Source organism: Stenotrophomonas sp. STEN022, from assembly GCF_056760155.1.
The window spans coordinates 48,320-71,099 of sequence record NZ_JBRREG010000006.1; the positions used below are offsets into that span (position 1 = coordinate 48,320).

Here is a 22,780-nt window from a genome sequence, read left to right on the forward strand (position 1 = left end):
CATCAGGAGCACCCCCATGCAGGGCAAACCCGAAGTCATTGAGTGCCTGAAGGAACTGCTGCGCGGCGAACTGGCTGCACGCGACCAGTACTTCATCCATTCCCGTCGTTACGAGGATCAGGGCCTGCTGGCGCTGTACGAGCGCATCGGTCACGAGATGGAAGAAGAGACCGAACATGCCGATGCATTGCTGCGTCGCATCCTGTTCCTTGGCGGCAACCCGGACATGCGTCCGCACGCCTTCGAGCCGGGCGTGACCGTGATGGAGATGCTGGAGAAGGATCTGCAGGTGGAATACCAGGTGCGCGCCAATCTGGCCGCCGGTGTGAAGCTGTGCGAAGCGCAGGGTGACTACGTCAGCCGCGACATCCTGCTGGCGCAGCTGCGTGACACCGAGGAAGACCATGCCTGGTGGCTGGAGAAGCAGCTGGGCCTGATCAAGCGCATTGGCCTTGAGCTGTACCAGCTGAGCAAGATGGACGCCAAGGGCACCCCGGCGCATTGATCCGTAGTGCCGACCCCTGGTCGGCATTTGAATTAATCGGTAACGCCCCTGCCGACCATGGGTCGGCACTACAGGCGTTGCAGCCTGTATACGGCGGTGGAGAGCGTGCTCACGCCGTCGGCACGGAAGTCCGGCTGCTGATCGAGGATGTCGCGGCGTTCCAACAGGCCGGCCTGCCACGGGCTGGCGAACAAGCGCTGCACTTCGGCTTCCTCCACCGAGAACGGAGGGCCCTGCTTCTCATCCTGCGGGTATTCAAGGGTGATCAGCACACCTTGGCAGCCGACCGGCAACTGCCCGTACAAGGTGTCGCGGTAATGCTGGCGCAGGTGCGGCGGCAGGGCGATCAGGGCGGCGCGGTCGTAGACGCCGGCTATGTCTGCCAGCAACTCTGCATCGAGCGCGAAAGCGTCGCCACAGATGATCTCAATCGGTCCGGCGCTGTAATGCTCGCCGTACTGGCTGCTGTGGCGCTGCGGGGTGATGTCGGCTTCGGCGAAGAACTGCTCGATGGCCATCGGTGATAGTTCAATCCCAAGGACGCAGTGACCTTGCGCGGCCAGCCAGTGCATGTCCAGGGTCTTGCCGCACAGCGGCACCAATATGCGGCTGCCTGCCGGGAGTTGCAGTTCGGGCCAGTGCTTCTGCAGCAGTGGCATCACCTCGTTGCGATGGAAGCCGATTTGACCGTTCTGCCAACGTTGCAGCCAGAAGTCGGGTTGCATGGGGGTCTCCAATTGCGAGTGTGTTGCCGGTTGGTTCGCTGTTTTTGGGGGGCGGCGTACCCCCCCCCCCCAAAAAAAAAAAAAATAAAACTGTGTGGCCCTGGGCGCGCCTTTCTCTGTTTACTGGACTTCCAGCCCTTCGACCTTCTGCCAGCCTCTCGGCAGCAGATGCCCGCGCGTCGCCCGCGTTCCCAGGTACGTCTCCAGGTCCTTGAACGACAGGTTCATGGTGCGCTGGCCGCTGCGCACCTGCAGGGTATTGCCCGGACCAACCGCGACCACCGCGACCACGCGCTCGGTGGAGAGCTTGGCCTTGGGGATCTCGATGATCTTGTTGCCCTTGCCCTTGTCCAGTTCCGGCAGCTCGCTGGCCGGGATGGCGAGCATGTTGCCGGCGCTGGTGACCGCGACGATGCGGTCGGTTTCCGGGTTGGTGACCAGGGACGGGGTCAGTACCGCCGAACCGGCGGACAGGTTGAGCATCGCCTTGCCGGCCTTGTTGCGGCCGGTGAGGTTCTCGAAGCGGGTGACGAAGCCATAGCCGTGCGTGGATGCCAGCACGAAGCGGGTGTTGTTGTCACCGCTGGCCACGGTGACGAAGCTGCTGCCCGAGGCCGGCGAGAAACGGCCGGTCAGCGGTTCGCCATTGCCACGCGCCGAGGGCAGGGTATGCACCGGCGTGGAATAGGCGCGGCCCTCGGTATCGAGGAAGGCCACCTGCTGGGTGCTGCGCGTACGTGCCACCGCCAGCAGGCTGTCGCCGTCACGGTAGTTCAGGGTCGAACCGTCGACGTCGTGGCCCTTGGCTGCGCGTACCCAACCCTTCTCCGATAGCACCACGGTCATCGGTTCGCTGGGCACCAGCTCGGTCTCGTCGATGGCCTGGGCGGCACCGCGCTGCACCAGCGGCGAACGGCGTTCATCGCCGAACTTCTTGGCGTCGGCCAGCAGTTCGTCCTTGACCAGTTTCTTCAGCTTGGCGCTGCTCTGCAGGATCGAGAGGATCTTGTCGCGCTCCTTGGCCAGCTCATCCTGCTCGCCGCGGATCTTCATTTCTTCCAGGCGCGCAAGCTGTTTGAGCTTGGTTTCCAGGATGTACTCGGCCTGGTCTTCGCTCAGTGCGAAGCGCGCGATCAGCGCGGCCTTGGCATCGTCCTCGGTGCGGATGATGCGGATCACTTCGTCCAGGTTGAGGAAGGCAACCAGCAAGCCTTCCAACAGGTGCAAGCGACGCTCGACCTTCTGCAGGCGATGGTTGAGGCGGCGGGTGACCGTGTCCTGGCGGAAGCGCAGCCACTCGCTGAGCAGCATCTTCAGGTTCTTGACCTGCGGACGACCGTCCAAGCCGATGACGTTGAGGTTGACGCGGTAGCTGCGCTCAAGGTCGGTGATGGCGAACAGGTGGCCCATCAGCTGCTCGGCGTCGACGCGGTTGGAACGCGGCATCAAGACCACGCGCACCGGGTTGGCGTGGTCGGATTCGTCGCGGATGTCTTCCAGCCACGGCAGCTTCTTGGCGCGCATCTGTGCGGCGATCTGCTCGATCACCTTGGACGGCGAGACCTGGTGCGGCAATGCATCGATGACGATGTTGCTGCCTTCCTTCTTGAAGGTGGCGCGCGCACGCACGCTGCCGTTACCGGTTTCGTAGATGTTCCGCAGGTCCGACGGCGAAGTGATGATCTCGGCGGTGGTCGGGTAATCCGGGCCCTTCACGTGCTCGCAGAGCTCGGCGACGGTGGCATCCGGCTCGTCGATCAGGCGCACCAGCGCGCTGACGATCTCATTGAGATTGTGCGGCGGGACGTCGGTGGCCATGCCCACGGCGATGCCGGTGGTGCCGTTGAGCAGCAGGTGCGGCAGGCGTGCCGGTAGCCAGCTCGGCTCTTCCAGGGTGCCGTCGAAATTCGGCGACCAGTCGGTGGTGCCCTGGCCCAGTTCGCCCAGCAGCACCTCGGCGATCGGGGTCAGCTTTGATTCGGTGTAACGCATGGCCGCGAACGACTTGGGGTCGTCGCTGGAGCCGAAGTTGCCTTGGCCGTCGATCAGCGGGTAGCGGAACGAGAACGGCTGGGCCATCAGCACCAGTGCCTCGTAACAGGCGCTGTCGCCGTGCGGGTGGTACTTACCGATGACGTCACCGACGGTGCGGGCGGACTTCTTGGGCTTGGATGCGGCACCCAGGCCCAGTTCGCTCATCGAATAGATGATGCGGCGCTGCACCGGCTTGAGCCCGTCGCCGATGAACGGCAGGGCGCGGTCCAGTACCACGTACATGGAGTAATCAAGATAGGCGCGTTCAGCGTATTCGCGCAGTGGCTGCTGTTCGAAGCCATGGTAAGCGGGGCGTGCAGACTCAGTCATTGCGGGTGGGTGCTACCTGTTGTGCGGAGCCAAGGCGGGGACCGCCGGCTGCCTGATCCGACGATTATCCGGATGGCGGCGGCGATGCCAAGGGCGGCGGCAGTCCGGGTGAGGTAAGTGTCATCGATTCACTACATATGTGTAACGGTGAATTCATTTCTTGGTGGAAATATTCCATGGAATATATTTCCATCTGGAAATAAAATGCCGCCCCATGACTGAACCCTCTTCTGTACCCCCAAGCTTCGGCCTGCTGTTGCGCCAGGTGGGTGACGGGCTGGTGCGCCAGCTCGACGCGACCATGGCCGAGGAAGGCCTGGGCATTGGCTTCACCCATTACGTGGGGCTGAAAGTGCTCTCGCAGATGGCGCCATGTACCGGGGCCGAGCTCGGCCAGGCCATCAACCAGGTGCCCAGCGCGGTGACCCGGCTGCTGGATCGGCTGGAGGCGCTGGGTGCGGTGCGGCGCGAGCCGCATGCGGTGGACAGAAGAGCCTTGCAGATCGTAGTGACCGACGAAGGCCACGCACTATGGCAACAGCTCAAGGTACGCGGTGACCGGATCATTGATCTGGCCCTGGGTGACCTGAGTGATGCCGAACGTGACCAATTGTTTTCCCTGTTGGCCCGGGTACGGGACACCCTTTCTCCCCCATGAACACTTCTCCATTGAACTACGCGCGCCCGCTGTTGCTCGGCGCTTTGGTGTTGGCACTTGGTGCCTGTGCCAGCAGCCGTGGCCTGCAGCCGCAGGGCCATCTGCTGGACGTCGATAGTCTGAAGACCGGGCGCAGTCTGGCCACAGCGCCGCTCAGTGCCGCCGGTTTTCCGGCCGCTGATTGGTGGCGGGCGCTCGGCGACCCGCAGTTGGATGTGCTGGTGGCTGAAGGCTTGCGCAGCAATCCTTCCCTGGAAGCGGCCGATGCGCGCCTCCGGCAGGCACAGGCACAGGCGTCCGGTGCCAATGCCGAGCGCAAGCCCAACGTGTCGCTGGCGCCCGGCTATACCGGGCTGACCTTGCCGGAATCGATGGCCGGAGATCTCGGCGGCGATTACATGGGCAGCGTGCAGGCGGTAGCCAACTTCAGCTACGGCGTCGACCTGTGGGGCGGCAAGCGCGCGAGCTGGGAAGCAGCAGTGGACAGCGTCCATGCCTCGACGGTGGACGCACAGGCGGCGCGGCTGGATCTGTCGGCCGCCATCGTCCAGACCTATGTGCAGCTGGCCCATGCCGGACAGCTACAGCGGGTTGCCAATGACGAACTGGCGCGCGCCGAAAAGACGCTTGAGCTCACCAACCAGCGCCGTCGCGCCGGTATCGACGGCAACCTGCAGGTAACCCAGGCGCAGGCACGACTGCCGTTGGCGCGCCAGCAACAGCTGGCCGCGCAACAGCAGATCGATTCCGCCCGCAACGCCTTGGCGGCGCTGCTGGGGCAGGGCCCGGATCGCGGACTGGATATTGTTGTCCCCGCCGAATTGAATCCGCTGGCCCTGCAGCTGCCAAGCGTGCTGCCCAGCGAACTGCTGGGGCGTCGTCCGGACGTCGTCGCTGCGCGCTGGCGGGTGGAAGCGGCAGACAAGCAGATCAAGGCCGCCAAAACCCGCTTCTATCCCAGCCTCAACCTGACCGCACTGGGCGGCGTGGTGTCGAAGAACCTGGACAGCCTGCTGCAGGGCGGCTCCACCTTCGGTGTGTTGGCACCGGCACTCAGCCTGCCGATCTTCGATGGTGGTCGCCTGCGTGCCGGCTTGGCCGGCAGCGATGCCGATTACGACCTCGCGGTGGCCAACTACAACCACTCCGTGGTCGAGTCGCTGCGTGATGTGGCCGACCAGGTCGTCGCGCTGCGTTCGCTGACCGAGCAGGTGCAGGCCCAGCAGCAGGCGCAGACCACCGCGCAGGCGGCCCATGACCTGGCCCAACAACGCTACCGCGCCGGCATCGGCAATTACCTGGACGTGCTCAGTACGCAGGACCAGTTGCTGCGCAGCCAGCAGCAGCTGAGCAATCTGCAGTCGCAACGGCTGCTGTCCTCGGTGCGCCTGAGTGTGGCATTGGGAGGGGGCTTCCAGCCCGATACCAGTGCGGAACCTGCCGCCGTTACCGCCAACTCGAATTCCTGAGACGCCTCCCCCCATGAACCAGACCTCCTCCCCCGAAGCGGCAGTCGCCGCTCCCAGCCGTCGCGGCAAGCTGCTGCGCGGCCTGTTGTTCGTCATCCTGATCCTGCTGGCGGCGTTTGCCGCGTGGTACTACTTCCTGGGCCGCTGGGCCGAGGAAACCGACGACGCTTATGTCGGCGGCAACCAGGTGCAGATCACCCCGCAGATTGCCGGTACCGTCGTGTCCATCGCCGCCGATGACGGCATGAAGGTGGAGCAGGGTCAGCTGCTGGTGCAGCTGGATCCGGCCGATACCGAAGTGGCGATGCAGCAGGCGCAGGCCAACCTGGCCACCACCGTGCGCCAGGTGCGCGGCCTGTACCGCAGCGCCGAAGGTGCGCAGGCAGAATTGAACGCGCGGATGGTGTCGGTGAAGCGTGCTCGCGAAGACTTCGCCCGTCGTCGTGACCTTGCAGCCAGCGGTGCCATTTCCAATGAAGAACTGGCCCACGCCCGTGACGAGCTGGCCGCTGCCGAAGCCGCAGTTGCCGGTTCGCGTGAAACCGTCGAGCGCAGCCGCGCGCTGATCGACGACACCGTCATCGCTACCCAGCCGGACGTGCAGGCGGCCGCGGCGCAGCTGCGGCAGGCCTATCTCAACAACGCCCGCGCCGGCATCGTTGCGCCGGTCACCGGTTATGTCGCGCGTCGTTCGGTGCAGGTTGGCCAGCGCGTGCAGCCGGGTGCGGCCTTGATGGCGGTGGTGCCGGCCGAGCAGATGTGGGTGGATGCCAACTTCAAGGAAACCCAGCTGCGGCATATGCGCCTGGGCCAGGAAGTGGAACTGCGCTCGGACCTGTACGGTGGTGACGTGACCTACAGGGGCCATATCACCAATCTCGGCCTGGGCACCGGCTCGGTGTTCTCGCTGCTGCCGGCGCAGAACGCCAGCGGCAACTGGATCAAGATCGTGCAGCGTGTGCCGGTGCGCGTGGCCATCGATGCCAAGCAGTTGGCCGAGCATCCGCTGCGCCTGGGTCTGTCGATGAAGGCCGAGGTCAACCTGCACGACCAGAAGGGCGCGGTGCTACCGGCAGAAGCGGCCAAGGGCATGGTGTACGGCACGCAGATCTACGCCAAGCAGCTGCACGATGCCGACGAACTGATCCACCGCATCATCCAGGACAACCTGCCGTCGTCCGCGCGCGCCAGCTGAGGTCGCCATGTCCGCTCAAGCTCCTGCCGCACCCGCCGCGCCTGCGGCCGGTGCAGCGCCCGTCAATGTAGCCCTGTGCACGGCGGGCCTGGCCCTGGCTTCGTTCATGCAGGTGCTGGATACCACCATCGCCAACGTTTCGTTGCCGACGATTGCCGGCAACCTCGGCGCCAGTTCACAGCAGGCAACCTGGGTCATCACCTCGTTCGCGGTCAGCACTGCGATTGCCTTGCCGCTGACCGGTTGGTTGAGCCGCCGTTTCGGTGAGGTCAAGTTGTTCATGTGGGCGACGATCGCGTTCTCGATCGCCTCGCTTTTGTGCGGCATCGCCCAGAGCATGGGCATGCTGGTGGTGTCGCGCGCGCTGCAGGGCTTCGTGGCCGGGCCGATGTACCCGATCACCCAGTCGTTGCTGGTGTCGATCTATCCGCGCGAGAAACGCGGGCAGGCGCTGGCCTTGCTGGCAATGATCACCGTGGTGGCGCCTATTGCTGGTCCCATCCTCGGTGGCTGGATCACCGACAACTACAGCTGGGAATGGATCTTCCTGATCAACGTGCCACTGGGTGTCATCGCTGCGGCGGTTGTCGGTAGCCAGCTACGTCATCGCGTTGAAACCACCGAACGGCCGAAGATGGATTACGTCGGTCTGGTCACCCTGGTGATCGGTGTCGGCTGTTTGCAGGTGATGCTGGACCTGGGCAACGAGGAAGACTGGTTCAGTTCGACCAAGATCGTGGTGCTCACCTGCATCGCTGCGGTGATGTTGGCGGTGTTCGTGATCTGGGAGCTGACCGACAAGGACCCCATCGTCGACCTGAAGCTGCTGCGGCATCGCAACTTCCGTGCTGGCACCTTGGCGATGATCGTCGGCTATGCCGCGTTCTTCTCGGTCGCCTTGATGATCCCGCAGTGGTTGCAGCGCGACATGGGCTATACCGCGATCTGGGCGGGTCTGGCCACAGCACCATTGGGCATCCTGCCTATCCTGGTGGCGCCGTTGTTGGGTAAGTTCGGCCACAAGGTCGACATGCGCTATCTGGCGACGATTGCGTTCTTCGTGTTGTCGATGACCAGCTTCCTGCGCTCGGGCTTCAACCTGCAGGTCAACTTCGAGCATGTTGCTGGCGTGCAGCTGTTGATGGGTGTTGGTTTGGCATTGTTCTTCATGCCGGTGCTGCAGATCCTGCTGTCCGATCTTGATGGCCGTGAGATCGCTGCCGGCTCAGGCCTGGCGACCTTCCTGCGAACCCTGGGTGGCAGTTTCGCGGCATCGTTGACCACCTGGTTGTGGGCGCGTCGCACCCAGCAGCATCACGCTGACCTGACCGAACATGTGTCCCTGTACGACCCGGGCATGCATCAGCAGGTAACTGCGATGGGGCAGGGCGATCTGCAGCATGGTGCGGCGGTGCTCAACGAGATGATCAACCATCAGGCGTCGCAGATGGGCTTCAACGACATCTTCCTGCTGCTGGGCTGGGTGTTCCTGCTGATCATCGGCCTGGTGTGGCTGGCCAAGCCGCCGTTTGGTGCAGGTGGTGGTGCAGCATCGGCAGGCGGGCATTGATGCAGTTTGTAGGAGCGGCGTAAGCCCCGAAGCCGACAGCAATGACGCTACAGCGAAGCCCGCAATCCGAAAGATTGCGGGCTTCGTTTTGTGCAGTGCCGAGCCATGCTCGGCAATGGGGCATCACCGGCAGAACCTCTGCCGAGCATGGCTCGGCACTACAGGTTGGGATTATCGGTAAGGCCTCTGCCGAGCATGGCTCGGCACTACAGATAAAAACTGCGGGCACAAAAAAACCCGCTTTCGCGGGTTGTTTCGTTTGAGTCATGGTGCCCAGGAGAGGACTCGAACCTCCACGGAGTTGCCCCCGCTAGCACCTGAAGCTAGTGCGTCTACCAATTCCGCCACCTGGGCACTTCAGGCCGCGCAGTTTGCAGAGGATGTGGATCTTTGTCAACGTTTTTTCACAAACATCCGCAGTGATGCTGTGCGCACCCTGTACACCTTGGTCCATGTACCATGGAGGCTGATGAAAAACAAAAAGACCACTGGGGCCGATAAGGCCCGCAAGTCCGCCACCGGCAGCAAGCCGGGCAAGGCGCCGGGCAAAGCCCCCAAAGCAAAAACCGCCAAGCTGCCGCCATGGATGCCGGAGAGTCTGACCGCACCAGCGAAGCCCAGCGGCTCGAAGTCTGCCGGCGCAAAGCCCGGCAAGGCTGGCCCGGCGCGCTCCGGCGCGGCCAAGCCTGGCAAACGCAAATTCAATGACGATGCCGCGCCGCAGAGCTTCGTGCGCGGCCGTCGCAAGTCCGGTCCGCCGGCTGCTGCGTTCGATGATCCGTATGCATCGCGCGAAGCTGAGCGCTACGCGCAACCGATTGCCAGCCGCGAGGCCATCCTGCAGTTGCTGGACCGCTGCGAGGGCCCGCAGAACGCCGAGGAAATCGGTGCCGCGCTGGGCCTGACCGAGCCCGATCGTGCCGACGCGCTGTCCAAACGCCTTGGTGCGATGGTGCGCGACGGCCAGTTGGTGCAGAACCGTCGCGGCGGCTTCGCACCGGTCAGCCAGTTGAGCCTGATCCCTGGCGTGGTCATCGCCAACCCGGAAGGCTTCGGCTTCCTGCGCCCGGACGAGGGCGGTGACGACCTGTTCCTGTCGCCGTATGAAATGCGCAAGGTCATGCACGGTGACCGTGCCTTGGCCAACGTCACCGGCATCGATCGCCGTGGCCGCCGCGAAGGCGCCATCGCCCGCGTGCTGGAACGTGGCGTCAACCGCCTGATCGGGCATTTCAGCATCGAGGCTGGCATCAGCTACGTGGTGCCGGACGACAAGCGCATCCAGCGCAACATCCAGATCCCGGGCGACCTCACTGGAGGTGCCAAGGACGGGCAGCTGGTGGTCTGCGAACTGACCCATGCGCCGGATTCGCGGCGTCCGCCGATCGGCAAGATCATTGCCGTGCTCGGCGACAAGCTGACCCCGTCGCTAGTGGTGGAAACCGCCATCCACGGCCATGAGCTGCCCTACGAGTTCCCCCCGGAGGTGCTGGACGAAGCCACAGCCGTGCCGTTGACGGTAGAAGCCTCGATGATCGGCAAGCGCGTGGACCTGCGTTCGATGCCGCTGGTCACCATCGATGGCGAGGACGCCAAGGACTTCGATGATGCGGTCTATTGCGAGCCGAACCGCGACGGTTTCCGCCTGGTGGTCGCCATCGCCGATGTCTCCAACTACGTGCGTCCCGGCACGCCGCTGGATGACGAGGCACAGCGCCGTGCGACCTCGGTGTACTTCCCCGGTTTCGTGGTGCCGATGTTGCCGGAGACGCTGTCCAACGGCATCTGCTCGCTGCGGCCGAAGGAAGACCGCATGTGCTTCGTCTGCGACATGCAGATCGGGCGCGATGGCCAGGTCAGCGAGTCCAAGTTCTACGAAGCGGTGATGAACTCACACGCACGCCTGACCTACACGCAGGTGTGGGCGGCGGTGGGCGAGGACGATGCAGATGCCAAGGCCTTCATCGGCCCGCTGCTGCCGCAGATCCAGAACCTGCACCAGCTCTATCGCATCCTGTCCAAGGCGCGCGAGCGTCGCGGCGCCATCGAGTTTGAATCCTCGGAAGTGCGCTTCGTGCTGGACAACCGTGGCGAGGTCACCCAGGCCGGCATGATGGTGCGCAACGACGCCCACAAGCTGATCGAGGAATGCATGATCGCTGCCAACGTGGAGGCCGCGCGCTACCTGCTGTCCAAGCATGTGCCTGCGCCGTTCCGCGTGCATGAGCGGCCACCGGAATCCAAGTTCGCCGACCTGCTGGAGTTCCTCAAGGAGTTCAAGCTGAGTCTGCCGCCGTGGAGCAAGGTGCAGCCGGGTGATTACACCAAGCTGCTGAAGAAGGTGCGCGAGCGCCCGGATGCGGCGCTGCTGGAGTCGGTGTTGCTGCGCAGCCAGTCGCTTGCGGTGTATTCGCCGGACAACAACGGCCACTTCGGCCTGGCGCTGGAGGCCTACGCGCACTTCACCTCGCCGATCCGTCGCTACCCCGACCTGCTGGTGCACCGTGCCATCAAGTACGCGCTGAGCGGCGGTCCACTCGACAAGTACACCTATACCCCGCGCGAAATGGCGGCCTTGTCGCTGCAGTGTTCCGAGCGTGAGCGCCGTGCCGATGAGGCCGAGCGTGAGGTCGACGAGCGTTTCCGTGCCGCATGGATGGAAAAGCACGTCGGCAGCCAGTTCGATGGCGTGATCAGCGGCGTGACCAGCTTCGGCCTGTTCGTCGAGCTGGACGAGTCCAAGGTCAATGGCCTGGTCCACGTGACCCAGCTGCCGCACGACTATTACCAGTTCGACCCGATCCGCAAGACGCTGAGCGGCGACCGTCGTGGCAACGAGTTCCGGCTCGGTGACCGGGTCCGCATCCTGGTGCTCAAGGCCAGCATGGAAGAGCGCAAGATCGACTTCCGGCTGGTCGAGAAGCTGGATGGCGAGCCGTTGGAGGAAGGCCTGCCGCCGCTGCCCGAACGCGGCAAGCCAGCCAAGCGCACCAAGCAGAAGTATTGATGCCGGGAGTGGCCCTCGCAGCAGCGATGGCCGCCTTTCCCGCACCCCGCAGGCCGGTGGCAGCTGCGGGCCGGGCCGAATCGGCCTACCATTGCCACCCCCAGAAGTCCCCATGTGACGCCCATGAGCAAGCAGAACCAGTGGATCGTCGGCGTCAATGCCGTTGCTTCGTCGATCGAGAAAGACCCCGAAAACGTCCGCGAGGTCCTGATCGAGGCCGGCGCCAAGAACCCGCGCCTGGTTGAAATCGAGGAAGAAGCCCTGCGCAAGGGCATCGACGTGCGCAAGGTCAACGCCCAGGCGCTGGGAGGCGTGGCCGGCCAGGTCCGCCACCAGGGCGTGGTCGCGCGCTATGCCGCGCCCAAGCTGTGGGACGAGAACGAACTGAAGGGCCTGATCGAAGCGGCCGAAGGCAAGGCGTTGGTGCTGGTGCTGGACGAGGTGCAGGACCCGCACAACCTGGGCGCCTGCCTGCGCAGTGCCGCCGCCGCTGGCGTCACCGCGGTGGTGATCCCCAAGGACAAGAGCGCTCCGGTCAATGCGACCGTGCGCAAGGTCAGCGCCGGTGCGGCGGACAGCATTCCGGTGGTGTCGGTGACCAATCTGGTCCGTTGCATCAAGGACATGCAGAAGCTGGGCGTGTGGGTGTACGGGTTGGCCGGTGAATCGGAAACCACCATTCACAAGCTCGACCTGCGCGGCAACGTGGCGCTGGTGATGGGCGGCGAAGCCGACGGCATGCGCCGCCTGACCCGCGAAACCTGCGACCAGCTGGTGCGCATCCCGATGCCGGGCGACGTCGAGAGCCTCAATGTATCCGTGGCGACGGGTGTGGCATTGTTCGAGGCAGTCCGCCAACGCCTGTAAGGAACACCATGCCCCGCACGCCGCATCGTCTTTTCCTCCGATTGACTGTGGCGCTGGCGGGGCTTTGCGTCCTGGGCGCCGCTGCGCAGGACGCACCGCGCCAACGCGCGCGTGAGCTGGGCGTCGCGCCCGGCATCTTCAGCCCCGGCAGCAACAACGCGATCACCGACGTGGCCGGCGTGCGCGTTGGCCAGGTGACGCTGAGTACCGGTAACACGGTACGCACCGGCGTTACCGCGATCCTGCCGCATCCCGGCAATGCCTACCGCTCACGGGTGCCGGCGGCGCTGCATGTTGGCAACGGCTTCGGCAAATTTGTTGGCAGCACCCAGGTCAACGAACTGGGCGAACTGGAAACCCCGATCCTGCTGACCTGCACGCTATGCGTGTGGAAGGCGGCTGATGCGATGGCCGAGTGGATGCTGGCGCAGCCGGACATGCAGCAGGTGCGCTCGTTGAACGTGGTTGTTGGCGAAACCAACGATGGCGGCCTCAATGACATCCGCGCACGGCCAGTTACCGCGGACGCGGTGCGCCGGGCATTGGAGAGCGCGAAGGGCGGGCCGGTGCAGGAAGGCAGTGTCGGTGCCGGCACCGGCACGGTGGCATTTGGCTGGAAGGGCGGTATTGGCACCTCTTCGCGCAAGCTGCCCGAGAGTCTTGGCGGCTGGACCGTGGGCGTGTTGGTGCAGGCCAATTTCGGTGGCGTGTTGCAGGTTGAGGGGGCGCCGGTTGGACGCGAGCTTGATCGCTATGCATTCCAGAATGCGGTGGCTGCGCAGGGCAATGTGCGCGGGCTTGCCGATGATCGCGGCGATGGCTCGGTGATCATCGTGGTGGCGACCGACGCGCCCTTGTCGGATCGCAACCTGCGGCGCTTGGCCTCGCGCGGGATGATGGGGTTGGGGCGGACGGGTAGTTCGGCATCCAACGGCAGCGGCGACTATGTGCTGGCGTTTTCAACGGCCGAATCGGTGCGGCGCGGGTTCGATGCGGCGCAGTTGCAGACCACCGAACTAGCCAACGAGCAGATGAGTGCGGTGTTCCAGGCCAGCGTGGATGCGGTGGAAGAGTCGGTCTACAACGCTTTGTTCATGGCGACCACGGTGAGTGGTAATGGGCAGACGGTGGAGGCGATTCCGCTGGATAAGGTGCAGGAGGTTTTGCAGCGGCATGGGGTGAACGCGCCGGGGCAGTAGGGTGCTTGGAGTGCTACAGACCGCAGAGATGCCTGTCGAAATCCCTTCTCCCGCGAGCGGGAGAAGGTGGCGCGAAGCGTCGGATGAGGGGGGCTTTTGAGGTTGCTTGACGCTGTTTCCTCCGCTATGGGGGGGGGCCTTCCCCGAAAAACGGGTAACGCGCAAAGCAGGAGTGCGCGCTGCTCAACATTCTCTCGCTAGAAGCTTCCCCTCACCCCAACCCCTCTCCCGTGAACGGGAGAGGGGCTTAAGCGGACTTCATTGCGGCTTTTGGGCCCCACCACCCAGCGCCTTGTACAACGTCACATCATTGACCAGCTGGCTGCGCTTGGTCTGTGCCAGCGACAACTCAGCGTTGCGGCGGGTCTGCTCCGCCTCCAGCCAGGTGCGCAGGTCGGTGGCACCGGCGCGATAGCGCACCTCGTACAAGCGCGCGATCTCCACCGCTTCGTCATACGAAGCCTGCGCCGCTGCGACCTGCTCAGCCAGGCGGGTGCGCGCTGACAAGGCGTTGTCCACTTCCGACAGCGCGGTATACAGCGAGCGCCGGAAATCATTGGCGGCGATCTGGTAGGAAAGATCGGCCGACTTGATATCCAGCTGCATCTGCCGGAATTTCAGGAACGGCAGGCTCAGGCCGGCACCCAGCGTCGCTACCGGATTGGTCAGCACATCCCCTAGCGAACTGCTGGAGCTGCCTACCGAACCGCTCAGGCTCAGGCTGGGGTAATAGCTGGTCGCCGTCACCTTGATGCTCTTCAGTGACTGCCGCAGGCGCAGCTCGGCGGCACGCAGGTCCGGCCGGCGCGCCAGCAACTCGGCAGGCATGCCTTCGACCAGGGCCGGGCTCTGCGCGACATCAAGGTTCTGCGGCTCGTTCGCCAGCGGCCACGGTTGGCCGTCCAGCAGTACGGTCAAGGAATTGCGGGTTTCCACCCGTTGCTGTTCCAGCTGCGATTGCGCAGCCTTCTGACTCTCGATGTTCTGCTGCGCCTGGCGCACTTCCAACCGCGATACGCCGCCGGCATCGAACTGGGTCTGCACCAATGAAGCAGTGCGCTGCAGGCGTTCAAGATTGGCTTGGCCGGTCGCAATCGCCTGGTTGAGGTAACCCAGTTGCCAATACAGCTCGGTGCTCTGGCCGACCAGGCTCAGCGCCGTGCTCTGCAGGTCCTGCGCGGTGGCCTGCGCTTCCCACTGGGCGATATCGCGCTGGCCGCGCAGCTTGCCCCACAGGTCCAGCTCCCAGCCCAGCGACACGCTGGCGCTGTGGTTGCGCGACCAGTCATCGCCGCTGTCGGTACTGCGGCTGCCGCTGGCGCTGACCGAGCCGCTGGCTTGTGGCCACAGATCGGCAGAGGCAAGTCCGGCCTGGGCGCGGGCACGTTCCAGCTTCAAACCGGCCGAGGCCATGTCGGTGTTGCTGGCCAGTACGCGCTCGATCAGCTGGTCCAGGTTCGGATCGGCGAAGCCCTGCCACCAGGCATCGGCATGCACATCGGCAACCGGTGCGGTCACTTCGTGCTCGACGGCCTGAACCGGCTCATTGGCAGCAGCGTCGCCGCGTCCATAGACGTTGGCTACGCGCAGGTCGGCGGCAGGGTCGGCGCTGGGCGTGGTGGCGCAGCCGGCCAAGGCAGCGGTCAGGGCGGCAGAGAGCAGCAGGGGACGGAGTGCTTTCATGGTCATCTTCATTCGCGGGCCAAGGCCTCGACCGGGTCGAGCTGGGCGGCGTTGCGGGCTGGCAGGAAACCGAACGCTACGCCGATCAGGGTCGAGCAGGCGAAGGCGGCAACGATCGAGCCGGTGGAGAACAGCAGGGTGAAGCTGGCACCAAAGGTCTGGAAGGCCCAGCCGATGGAGAGTGCCAGCGCGATGCCAAGCACGCCACCGAGCAGGCAGACCAACACAGCCTCGATCAGGAACTGCTGGCGGATATCGCTTTGCCGCGCACCCACGGCCATGCGCACACCGATTTCGCGGGTACGCTCGGTCACCGATACCAGCATGATGTTCATCACGCCGATGCCGCCGACCACCAGTGCGATCGCGGCGATCGCACCGATCAGCAGCGTCATGGTCTTGGTGGTGGACTCGATGGTCTCGCGGATTTCGGCGGTGTTGCTGAGGAAGAAGTCCTCGGTGCCGTGGCGCAGGGTCAACAGCTTGGTAATCGCCGATTGCGCGGCATCCATTGGCGTGTCGTCCTTGATCCGAAGAGTGATGCCGCTCAGGTAGGTCTGCCCCAGCATGCGCGCCATCACCGTGGAGTACGGCACCCAGACGCTGAGATTGGTGCTGCCACCAAAGCCCATCGACTGGCGTTTGGCTACGCCGATCACGCGTGCCGGTACATTGCCCAGCAGCACCACCTTGCCGAGCGGATCATCGCTGCCGAACAGCTGGCTGCGGGTGTTCTCGTCGATCACTACCACCTGCGCCAAGCCCTTTACTTCGCTTTCGTCGAAGTAGCGACCGCTGATCAAGGTCATGCCCTTGACCCGGAAGTACTGGTCACCGATGCCCGCAACCTGTGCCGAGGCAGCCTTGTTGCCTACACGTGCAGTCACCGAGCTGGACACGCTGGGGGTGACGCTGTCGATGTAACTCTGCGTGGCCAATGCCTCGGCATCGCTGCTCTTCAGTGTCTGCACGCGGCCGGAGCGCATGTCGCCGAAGCCGCGGCCCGGATATACATCGATGGTATTGGTGCCCAGCGAGGAGATGTTCTGCAGGATCTGCTGCTGCGAGCCGTTGCCCATTGCCACCACCGACACCACCGAGGCAATACCAATAATGATGCCGAGCATGGTCAGGAAGGTGCGCAGGCGGTGCGCGTTCATTGCCAGCAGGGCCATGCGGAAGGCTTCGACAAAGCGATCACGTGCGGCCTGGAAGGCACTGCCTCCAGTGCGAACGGGTTCAGGCCGTTGCTGCGCCTTCAGTGCCGGTACTTTGTCGTTGCGGCGGTCGGCGACGATTACGCCGTCGTGGATCTCGATGATGCGCTGGGCGTGCTCGGCCACGTGCATGTCGTGGGTGACGATGATGATGGTCTGGCCTTCGGCATGCAGCTCGCCGAGGATGTTCATCACTTCCTCGCCCGAGGCACTGTCCAGCGCGCCGGTGGGTTCGTCGGCCAGGATCACCTCGCCACCGTTCATCAGCGCACGCGCGATGGAGACGCGCTGCTGCTGGCCGCCGGACAGCTGGCCCGGCTTGTGGCCCATGCGGTCGCTCAGGCCCAGCCGCTTCAGCAAGGCTTCGGCTCGTTCGCGGCGTGCCTCGTGCGGGGTGCCGGCATAGATCGCCGGTACTTCCACGTTGCCGCGCGCATCCAGATCGCCCAGCAGGTGATAGCGCTGGAAGATGAAGCCAAAGTGTTCGCGGCGCAGTTCGGCCAGTTCGTCCGGTTGCATGCGGCCGGTTTCGCGTCCAGCCACTTTGTAGGAGCCCACGGTGGGGCGGTCCAGGCAACCGAGGATGTTCATCAAGGTCGACTTGCCCGAACCGGACTGGCCAACGATAGCGACCATCTCGCCGGCATGGATGTCGAGGTTGACGTCCTTGAGCACGGCGATGGTGTCCTCGCCGGCGGGGAACTCGCGACGCAGGTCGCGCAGTTGCAGCAGCGGCTGGCTCATCGGCGCGGGCCACCCATCATCGGGCCCATCGGGCCGCGCTGGTTGCTGCTGCTGGTTTTCTCGCCGGCGGTGACTTCGCCGACCACGACCAGCTCGCCTTCCTTCAGGCCTTCCAATACTTCGACGTTGGAGCCGTTGTTGAGGCCGACCTTGATCGTACGCGGCTCCGGCTGGCCGTCCTTGTTGACCACGCGGACCACGTAGCTGTTGCTCTTGGCCAGGGCGGCGGCATCCGGCTGGCGACGTTGCTGGCGCTGGCCTTCCTGCTTGCTGCGGGCGGCGCGCTGCTCGCCATTGGCGGCATTCGCGCGGGGGCCACGGCCGCCTTCCGGCACCTTGGGGCCAAGCGCGACGGTGGGAATCAACAGCGCGTCCTTGGCCTGAGCCAGCATCACCGAGACCTGCGCGGTCATGTCGATGCGCAGCGTGCCGTCCGGGTTCTCGACGTCGAACAGCGCGTTGTAGTACACGGCGGTGCTGGAGCTGGACGAGGAAGAGCTGCTGGAGCTGGTGCTGTCGGTGCTGATCGAGGCCGGCGCTGGGTTCACCGTGCGCAGCGTGGCCTGGTACTTGTGGTCCGGGTTGCCGAGGATGGTGAAGTACACCGGCATGCCGGGTTTGACCTTGACCACGTCGGCTTCGGAGATCTCGGCATTTACCGTGACCAGGTCCAGCCGCGCCAGCTTGACGATGGTCGGCGCCGACTGGTTGGCATTGACCGTCCGACCTTCTTCGGCGACCACCGCGACCACGGTGCCGTCGATGGGCGCGGTGATGCGGGTATAGCCGAGGTTGGCCTGGGCAGTGCCCAGCTCGGTTTCGCGCTGGCGGATCTGTGCATCGAGGGCGCGGATCTGCGCACGGGTGCTGGCCAGGTTGGCTTCGGCGGACTCGTAGTCGGCGCGTGAGGTGGCTTCGGCAGCCAGCATCTCCTTCTGGCGGGCGAAGGCCAGCTCGGATTCCTTCAGCGAGGCGGTCTGCACCGCACGCTGGGCGCGGATGTTCTCCAGCGCGGCTTCAGCGTTCTTCAGGCTGTTTTCCTGGGTGACCGAGTCGATCTCGGCGATCAGGTCGCCTTGCTTGACCACATCACCCAACTGCACCTTCAGCACCTTGATCTGGCCGGAAGCCTGCGCGCCGACGCTGACCAGCTTGTAGGCATCGATTACGCCGGTGGCGTCGACCGTCTGTTCCAGGTCGCCACGGCTGACCGGCGAGGTGGCCATCGAAGGGGCAGCGGGCTTGCGCGTGGCCCAGAACACACCGCCGGCGATCAGGGCGAAGATGGCAGCGGCAAGCAGGATGCGGTTGCGGCGGGAGGAGGGCAGCAGCTTCACGGTGATCAGGCACTCAGGCTGGGCCGCAGCGTGCGGCGTTGAAGCCAGTGTGGTCAGCGCCCTGTTCAGCCTCAAGGCACAGTGTGTGTCGGCGTGTATCAGGTTCAGCCAGCCATGTATCGGCGTGTATCAAGTGCAGGCGTTGATACACGCCGATACGTATGCGGCCGCGCACGCCGATCCGCTAGCATGGATCATTGCCCCATGACGGACATACAGACCTTGCACCGCTTGTTGGTGGTAGACGACGACAGTGACATCCGCAGCCTGCTGGCCGAGCAACTGGGCCGGGCCGGCTATGCCGTGAGCACGGCGGCCGATGGTAACGAGATGCGCCAGGTATTGGCACGCGAGCACATCGACCTGATCGTGCTTGACCTGAACCTGCCGCGCGAAGACGGCTTGGCGTTGTGCCGCGAATTGCGGGTGCGCTCGAACACGCCGGTGATCATGCTCACCGCGCGCAGCGAGCCGATTGATCGCGTGCTGGGGTTGGAAATGGGCGCCGATGATTACCTGGCCAAGCCCTTCGAGCCGCGCGAGCTGCTGGCGCGCATCCGCAACGTGCTGCGCCGGACCGAGGCCTTGCCGACCAACATGGAGCCGCTGGCGATGCGCCGGGCGCTGTTCTCAGGCTGGGTATTCGACCTGGAACACCGGCACCTGATTGATCCGGCCAAGCGCGTGGTGATGTTGTCGGGGGCCGAGTTCCGCCTGCTGCGGGTGCTGGTGGCACATGCCAACAAGGTGTTGTCACGCGAGCAGTTGGTATCGCTGAGCAGCGGCCGCAATTACGAGTCGCAGGACCGCGCCATCGACCTGCAGATCAGCCGTCTGCGGCAGAAACTCACCGATGCCGGTGGTGCCGATGGCCTGATCAAGACGGTGCGCAACGAGGGCTATGTATTCGCCAGTGCGGTGACACTGGAATGAAGCGGCTGCGCCTGTTCCTGTCGTCAATGGCGGGGCGGCTGTTCGTCATCCTGCTGGTTGGCATGATGGTGGCGGCGATTGGCGCGACGCTGCTGGCCGAGAGCCGGCGTCAGCAGGAGTTCGAGCGGCAGAACCTTGCGCGTATCGCTGACCGCCTGCAGGGCTTCGTCAATCTGTTGGACGGCAACCCGGAGCTGCGCAGCCGCTTGTTGGCGGTGGGCGGCCCCAGCGTGCGCGAGGTCAAAGGCGACTTCCGTACCGGCGATGTGGACGAGGCCTTGATGGCAGTGCTGGCGGCACGCGGTGGTGCAGTTGCCAGCGCGCAGGTGCGCGCCAGCAGCTTCCGCGCCTGCATGCCGCCCTTGCCGGAATTCCTGCCGCCACCCGGGCGCGGGCAGCGATCGCAGCACACACGTGAGCGCGATCCAGCATTCACCCCGCCGCGCTGTCGTCTGGTGGAGTTGCAGCTTACTGATGGCACGCCACTGCGGCTGGCGCTGGAGTACCCGGCGGTGGCAAGACGCAGCGGGGCAGCGTTCGATCCATGGTTCCTGTCGCTGCTGGCACTGGCGATTGGCTTGCTGGCCTATGTGGTTGCGCGTATCGCCAGCTCGCCGCTGCAGCGACTGGCGAACCACGCCACCGAGCTTGGTCATGACCTGCAGCGTGAGCCGCTGCCGGTCAGTGGACCCTTGGAAGTGCAACGTGCCGCCGAAGCCTTCAATGCCATGCAGAAGCGTCTGCAGCGCCACCTGAGCGAGCGCACGCAGATGTTGGCGGCGATCACCCACGACCTGCAGACGCCGTCGACGCGGCTGCGGCTGCGCCTGGAAAACGTACAGGACGAACAACTACGCGAGCGCTTGATCGCCGATCTTGCCGCGATGCAGGCCCTGATTCGCGAGGGATTGGATCTTGCTCGCAGTGCCGAGAGCGCCGAGCAACGTGCGGCGCTCGACCTGGACTCGCTGCTGGAAAGCGTGGTCGAGGACGCCGCCGAGTCCGGTCATGATGCGGTGCTGGAACAGGGTAGCGGCGCGGTGCTGATGCTGCGGCCGTTGGCGATGCGGCGTTTGTTCTCCAACCTGGTCGACAACGCGGTGAAGTATGGTCGCGCTGCGCAGGTGAGCGCACGCCGCGATGGCGATGCAGTCGAGGTGCGGGTACGTGACAACGGGCCGGGGCTGGCCGAGGACGAACTCGAAGCCGTGTTCACCCCGTTCCTGCGCCTGGAGACCTCGCGCTCACGCGAGACAGGCGGCGCCGGCCTGGGCCTGACCATCGCCCGCGCACTGGCAGAAAAGGACGGTGCAAGCCTGACCCTGCGCAATCACCCCGAAGGCGGCTTGGAAGCCATCGTTCGGTGGGATGCACCGCAATGGCCAGCCAATGGCTAGCGGCGCTGGGTTGTTTTTGGGGGGGGGGGCGCGCCCCCCCCCCCCCCACAACAGCGGGGGGCGCTAGGCTTTCACGCCGTCAATCACATTCCAGCGAAAATCCTCAGCGCCAAGCCTTACTCAGCCCTGCAGCATGGCCTCTGTTTGTTAGTATCGCCACACCAGCTTGGGGCAAGAACGATGGCAGCAGAGAAGAATCCGGTAACCCGGTCGAGCGTGGGGATGCGCGCGATGTCGGGCAGGGCGAGGGTCTTTGCAAAACGACGTCTGTCGGCGCTGAGCGTGTTGGCGGGAGTTGCCGCGGCGCCTGCCTGGGCGCAAGGCGGAATGGACGGTTTTTCGTCGCCGTTTGCGGTATTGGCGCTGCCCCGCCTGCTTGCCGGCGTGTGCCTGTTGTTGCTCCTGCTTGTGCTGTGGCTGGTGCTGCAGCTCAGGCAACAACGCAGCCAGGCGCAGCAGTTGGCTGCGCAGGAGCATGCCCGGTCAGATCAAGTGCATCAGCAGAACGGTCGGCTGGAAGCGGCACTGCTTGAAAAAGCTCAGCTTGAACAGCGATTGCGTGAGCAGGCGGACGCATTCGAGCGGCTGGCCAATGAAGATGATCTCAGCGGCCTGCCCAACCGCCGTGCCTTCGATGACGCGCTGGCGCGTGACATGGCGGCGGCGCGGCGCACCGGGCGCTCGTTGAGTCTGGTGGTGCTGAGCATCGATCACCTCAAGCAGATCAATGCAGAATGGTCGCGTGCGGTTGGCGATCTGGTGTTGTGCGAAGTAGGTGATCTTATGCGGCGCAGCCTGCGCGCCTCCGACATGCCGGCACGGCTGGGCAACAAGGAGTTCGCGGTGTTGTTGAGCGACACCGCATTGCCGGAGGCTGAAATCGCCTGCCAAAGACTGCAACGTCTGTTCGGCCAGTACTCCGAATGGGGCGGGCACGAGGCAGGTGACATCAAGGTGAGTTTCAGCGCTGGCGTAGTGCAGCTGGGTGAGGACGACCAGGCGCCAGTGCTGTTCTATCAGCGTGCCAAGAACGCATTGGCGCAGGCAAAGAAGGAAGGCCGCGCAAGGACCTGCGCGGCCTGATGGTCGTGCAGCTCAGCGGCTTGGCGCGGTCGGCCAGGCGTTGACGATCTTGCAGAACAGGCGCGCGGTCTGTTCGGTGTCGTATACAGCGCTGTGCGCCTCACTGGCATCCCATTCAAAGCCGGCTGCCTGCACTGCGCGGGCAAGTACGGTCTGGCCGTAAGCCACGCCGGCCAAGGTCACCGTGTCGAACACGCTGAAGGGATGGAACGGATTACGCTTGTGGCCGCTGCGGGCGACGGTGGCGTTGACGAAATTCAGATCGAAATGTGCGTTGTGGCCGACCAGGATCGCGCGCTGGCAGTTGTACTTCTTCATCGCCGCACGCACCGGCGCGAACACGTGCTCCAGCGCGTCACGCTCGGGCTTGGCCAGGCGGAAGGGGTGGTCGAGTACGATGCCGGTGACTTCCAGCGATTTGGGGTCGATTTCGGTGCCTTCGGCCGGGATCACATGCGCGCTGGCGGTCTGGCCCGGGTAGAGCAAGCCGTTCTCGTCCATCTCCACCGGCACGGCGGCGATCTCCAGCAGGGCGTGGCGATTACAGTCAAAGCCGCCCGTTTCGACGTCCACCACCACCGGCAGGAAGCCACGGAAGCGTTGCGCCATCGGCGTGAAAGCAGGGCGGGGGACCGAAGGTTCAGCAGGTTCGTTCATCGCAATAGGGTAGCAGAGCGGGTCAAGTGGCCGCGTCAGCGGCAGGCTGCAAGCGCTGTCAGGAGGCCGTAGTGGCGGGCCCCGGCGGGGCCAGGGGCATGCCCAGGAGGGGGGGGGGCGCGGCCGCGCCCGGGGGAGGCCGGAAAGACCACACCCACCCCACCCCCCCG

Annotated in this window: 17 protein-coding genes and 1 tRNA gene; 11 read left to right on the forward strand and 7 right to left on the reverse strand. The window is 64.8% G+C overall.

From position 1 onward, the window contains the following. Window positions 1-16: 16 nt before the first annotated feature. Window positions 17-505: a bacterioferritin gene (locus ACVOMF_RS02780; RefSeq protein WP_481507911.1), complete on the forward strand. Its 489-nt coding sequence runs from the start codon at window positions 17-19 to the stop codon at window positions 503-505. Between the two features lie 68 nt (window positions 506-573). Here ACVOMF_RS02780 and ACVOMF_RS02785 read toward each other — a convergent pair whose 3' ends face one another. Then, entirely contained in the window at window positions 574-1,230 is a 657-nt protein-coding gene (locus tag ACVOMF_RS02785; protein ID WP_481507912.1) for a thiopurine S-methyltransferase, read from the reverse strand. A 120-nt stretch (window positions 1,231-1,350) separates the two neighbouring features. Further along, complete coding sequence (gene parC, locus ACVOMF_RS02790) at window positions 1,351-3,594, reverse strand: DNA topoisomerase IV subunit A (RefSeq protein WP_481507913.1); 2,244 nt, start codon at window positions 3,592-3,594, stop codon at window positions 1,351-1,353. A 214-nt stretch (window positions 3,595-3,808) separates the two neighbouring features. On the opposite strand from parC, the gene ACVOMF_RS02795 reads away from it, so the two are divergent. Genes ACVOMF_RS02795 through ACVOMF_RS02810 form a run of 4 tightly spaced genes read left to right on the forward strand, consistent with a single transcriptional unit; the run spans window position 3,809 to window position 8,486 of the window. Further along, window positions 3,809-4,252 carry a MarR family winged helix-turn-helix transcriptional regulator gene (locus ACVOMF_RS02795; RefSeq protein ID WP_481507914.1) on the forward strand — a complete coding sequence of 148 codons (444 nt, stop codon included), beginning with the start codon at window positions 3,809-3,811 and terminating at the stop codon, window positions 4,250-4,252. Further along, entirely contained in the window at window positions 4,249-5,721 is a 1,473-nt protein-coding gene (locus ACVOMF_RS02800) for an efflux transporter outer membrane subunit (RefSeq protein ID WP_481507915.1), read from the forward strand. Before ACVOMF_RS02795 ends, ACVOMF_RS02800 begins: the two co-directional genes overlap by 4 nt. A 13-nt stretch (window positions 5,722-5,734) precedes the next feature. Then, window positions 5,735-6,916 (forward strand): multidrug transporter, encoded by a 1,182-nt coding sequence (locus ACVOMF_RS02805; RefSeq protein ID WP_481507916.1) that lies wholly within the window; start codon window positions 5,735-5,737, stop codon window positions 6,914-6,916. Between the two features lie 7 nt (window positions 6,917-6,923). Then, entirely contained in the window at window positions 6,924-8,486 is a 1,563-nt protein-coding gene (locus ACVOMF_RS02810) for a DHA2 family efflux MFS transporter permease subunit (protein ID WP_481507917.1), read from the forward strand. Between the two features lie 267 nt (window positions 8,487-8,753). Here ACVOMF_RS02810 and ACVOMF_RS02815 read toward each other — a convergent pair. Then, window positions 8,754-8,840: transfer RNA gene (locus ACVOMF_RS02815), tRNA-Leu, on the reverse strand. Window positions 8,841-8,955: 115 nt separating this feature from the next. On the opposite strand from ACVOMF_RS02815, the gene rnr reads away from it, so the two are divergent. From rnr to ACVOMF_RS02830, 3 genes are all read left to right on the forward strand, one after another. After that, a complete protein-coding gene (rnr, locus tag ACVOMF_RS02820) occupies window positions 8,956-11,493 on the forward strand; it encodes a ribonuclease R (protein WP_481507918.1) in 2,538 nt (845 codons plus the stop codon). Window positions 11,494-11,616: 123 nt separating this feature from the next. Further along, window positions 11,617-12,360: a 23S rRNA (guanosine(2251)-2'-O)-methyltransferase RlmB gene (gene rlmB / locus ACVOMF_RS02825; RefSeq protein WP_282273113.1), complete on the forward strand. Its 744-nt coding sequence runs from the start codon at window positions 11,617-11,619 to the stop codon at window positions 12,358-12,360. 8 nt (window positions 12,361-12,368) lie between these two features. Beyond that, on the forward strand, window positions 12,369-13,559 hold the full coding sequence (locus ACVOMF_RS02830) for a DmpA family aminopeptidase (RefSeq protein ID WP_481507919.1): 1,191 nt from the start codon (window positions 12,369-12,371) through the stop codon (window positions 13,557-13,559). 258 nt (window positions 13,560-13,817) lie between these two features. Here the strand turns inward: ACVOMF_RS02830 and ACVOMF_RS02835 are convergent, their stop codons facing one another. From ACVOMF_RS02835 to ACVOMF_RS02845, 3 genes are read right to left on the reverse strand one after another with little or no spacing between them, the layout of a single operon-like run. Next, window positions 13,818-15,242, reverse strand: a complete 1,425-nt coding sequence (locus tag ACVOMF_RS02835) for an efflux transporter outer membrane subunit (RefSeq protein WP_481507920.1) — start codon at window positions 15,240-15,242, stop codon at window positions 13,818-13,820. A gap of 8 nt (window positions 15,243-15,250) precedes the next feature. After that, window positions 15,251-17,203 (reverse strand): MacB family efflux pump subunit, encoded by a 1,953-nt coding sequence (locus ACVOMF_RS02840; RefSeq protein ID WP_481507921.1) that lies wholly within the window; start codon window positions 17,201-17,203, stop codon window positions 15,251-15,253. Next, on the reverse strand, window positions 17,200-18,546 hold the full coding sequence (locus ACVOMF_RS02845) for an efflux RND transporter periplasmic adaptor subunit (protein WP_481507929.1): 1,347 nt from the start codon (window positions 18,544-18,546) through the stop codon (window positions 17,200-17,202). The genes ACVOMF_RS02840 and ACVOMF_RS02845 overlap by 4 nt, the downstream gene beginning before the upstream one ends. A 198-nt stretch (window positions 18,547-18,744) precedes the next feature. Between ACVOMF_RS02845 and ACVOMF_RS02850 the strand changes: the two genes are divergently transcribed. The 3 genes from ACVOMF_RS02850 to ACVOMF_RS02860 all read left to right on the forward strand — a co-directional run bounded on the left by ACVOMF_RS02850 (window position 18,745) and on the right by ACVOMF_RS02860 (window position 21,953). Beyond that, a complete protein-coding gene (locus tag ACVOMF_RS02850) occupies window positions 18,745-19,473 on the forward strand; it encodes a response regulator (RefSeq protein ID WP_481507922.1) in 729 nt (242 codons plus the stop codon). Then, on the forward strand, window positions 19,470-20,870 hold the full coding sequence (locus tag ACVOMF_RS02855; protein ID WP_481507923.1) for an ATP-binding protein: 1,401 nt from the start codon (window positions 19,470-19,472) through the stop codon (window positions 20,868-20,870). The genes ACVOMF_RS02850 and ACVOMF_RS02855 overlap by 4 nt, the downstream gene beginning before the upstream one ends. A gap of 327 nt (window positions 20,871-21,197) precedes the next feature. Then, window positions 21,198-21,953, forward strand: a complete 756-nt coding sequence (locus tag ACVOMF_RS02860; protein ID WP_481507924.1) for a GGDEF domain-containing protein — start codon at window positions 21,198-21,200, stop codon at window positions 21,951-21,953. Window positions 21,954-21,965: 12 nt separating this feature from the next. Here the strand turns inward: ACVOMF_RS02860 and rnt are convergent, their stop codons facing one another. Then, window positions 21,966-22,610: a ribonuclease T gene (gene rnt, locus ACVOMF_RS02865; protein ID WP_481507925.1), complete on the reverse strand. Its 645-nt coding sequence runs from the start codon at window positions 22,608-22,610 to the stop codon at window positions 21,966-21,968. Window positions 22,611-22,780 lie beyond the last annotated feature (170 nt).

Coding starts and splice junctions, on each gene's coding strand:
- ACVOMF_RS02780 (WP_481507911.1), top strand. CDS start 17: ATGCAGGGCAAACCCGAAGTCATTGAGTGCCTGAAGGAACTGCTGCGC.
- ACVOMF_RS02835 (WP_481507920.1), bottom strand. CDS start 15,242: ATGAAAGCACTCCGTCCCCTGCTGCTCTCTGCCGCCCTGACCGCTGCC.
- rnt (WP_481507925.1), bottom strand. CDS start 22,610: ATGAACGAACCTGCTGAACCTTCGGTCCCCCGCCCTGCTTTCACGCCG.
- ACVOMF_RS02850 (WP_481507922.1), top strand. CDS start 18,745: ATGACGGACATACAGACCTTGCACCGCTTGTTGGTGGTAGACGACGAC.
- rlmB (WP_282273113.1), top strand. CDS start 11,617: ATGAGCAAGCAGAACCAGTGGATCGTCGGCGTCAATGCCGTTGCTTCG.
- rnr (WP_481507918.1), top strand. CDS start 8,956: ATGAAAAACAAAAAGACCACTGGGGCCGATAAGGCCCGCAAGTCCGCC.
- parC (WP_481507913.1), bottom strand. CDS start 3,594: ATGACTGAGTCTGCACGCCCCGCTTACCATGGCTTCGAACAGCAGCCA.
- ACVOMF_RS02810 (WP_481507917.1), top strand. CDS start 6,924: ATGTCCGCTCAAGCTCCTGCCGCACCCGCCGCGCCTGCGGCCGGTGCA.
- ACVOMF_RS02840 (WP_481507921.1), bottom strand. CDS start 17,203: ATGAGCCAGCCGCTGCTGCAACTGCGCGACCTGCGTCGCGAGTTCCCC.
- ACVOMF_RS02785 (WP_481507912.1), bottom strand. CDS start 1,230: ATGCAACCCGACTTCTGGCTGCAACGTTGGCAGAACGGTCAAATCGGC.
- ACVOMF_RS02800 (WP_481507915.1), top strand. CDS start 4,249: ATGAACACTTCTCCATTGAACTACGCGCGCCCGCTGTTGCTCGGCGCT.
- ACVOMF_RS02830 (WP_481507919.1), top strand. CDS start 12,369: ATGCCCCGCACGCCGCATCGTCTTTTCCTCCGATTGACTGTGGCGCTG.
- ACVOMF_RS02855 (WP_481507923.1), top strand. CDS start 19,470: ATGAAGCGGCTGCGCCTGTTCCTGTCGTCAATGGCGGGGCGGCTGTTC.
- ACVOMF_RS02805 (WP_481507916.1), top strand. CDS start 5,735: ATGAACCAGACCTCCTCCCCCGAAGCGGCAGTCGCCGCTCCCAGCCGT.
- ACVOMF_RS02860 (WP_481507924.1), top strand. CDS start 21,198: ATGGACGGTTTTTCGTCGCCGTTTGCGGTATTGGCGCTGCCCCGCCTG.
- ACVOMF_RS02795 (WP_481507914.1), top strand. CDS start 3,809: ATGACTGAACCCTCTTCTGTACCCCCAAGCTTCGGCCTGCTGTTGCGC.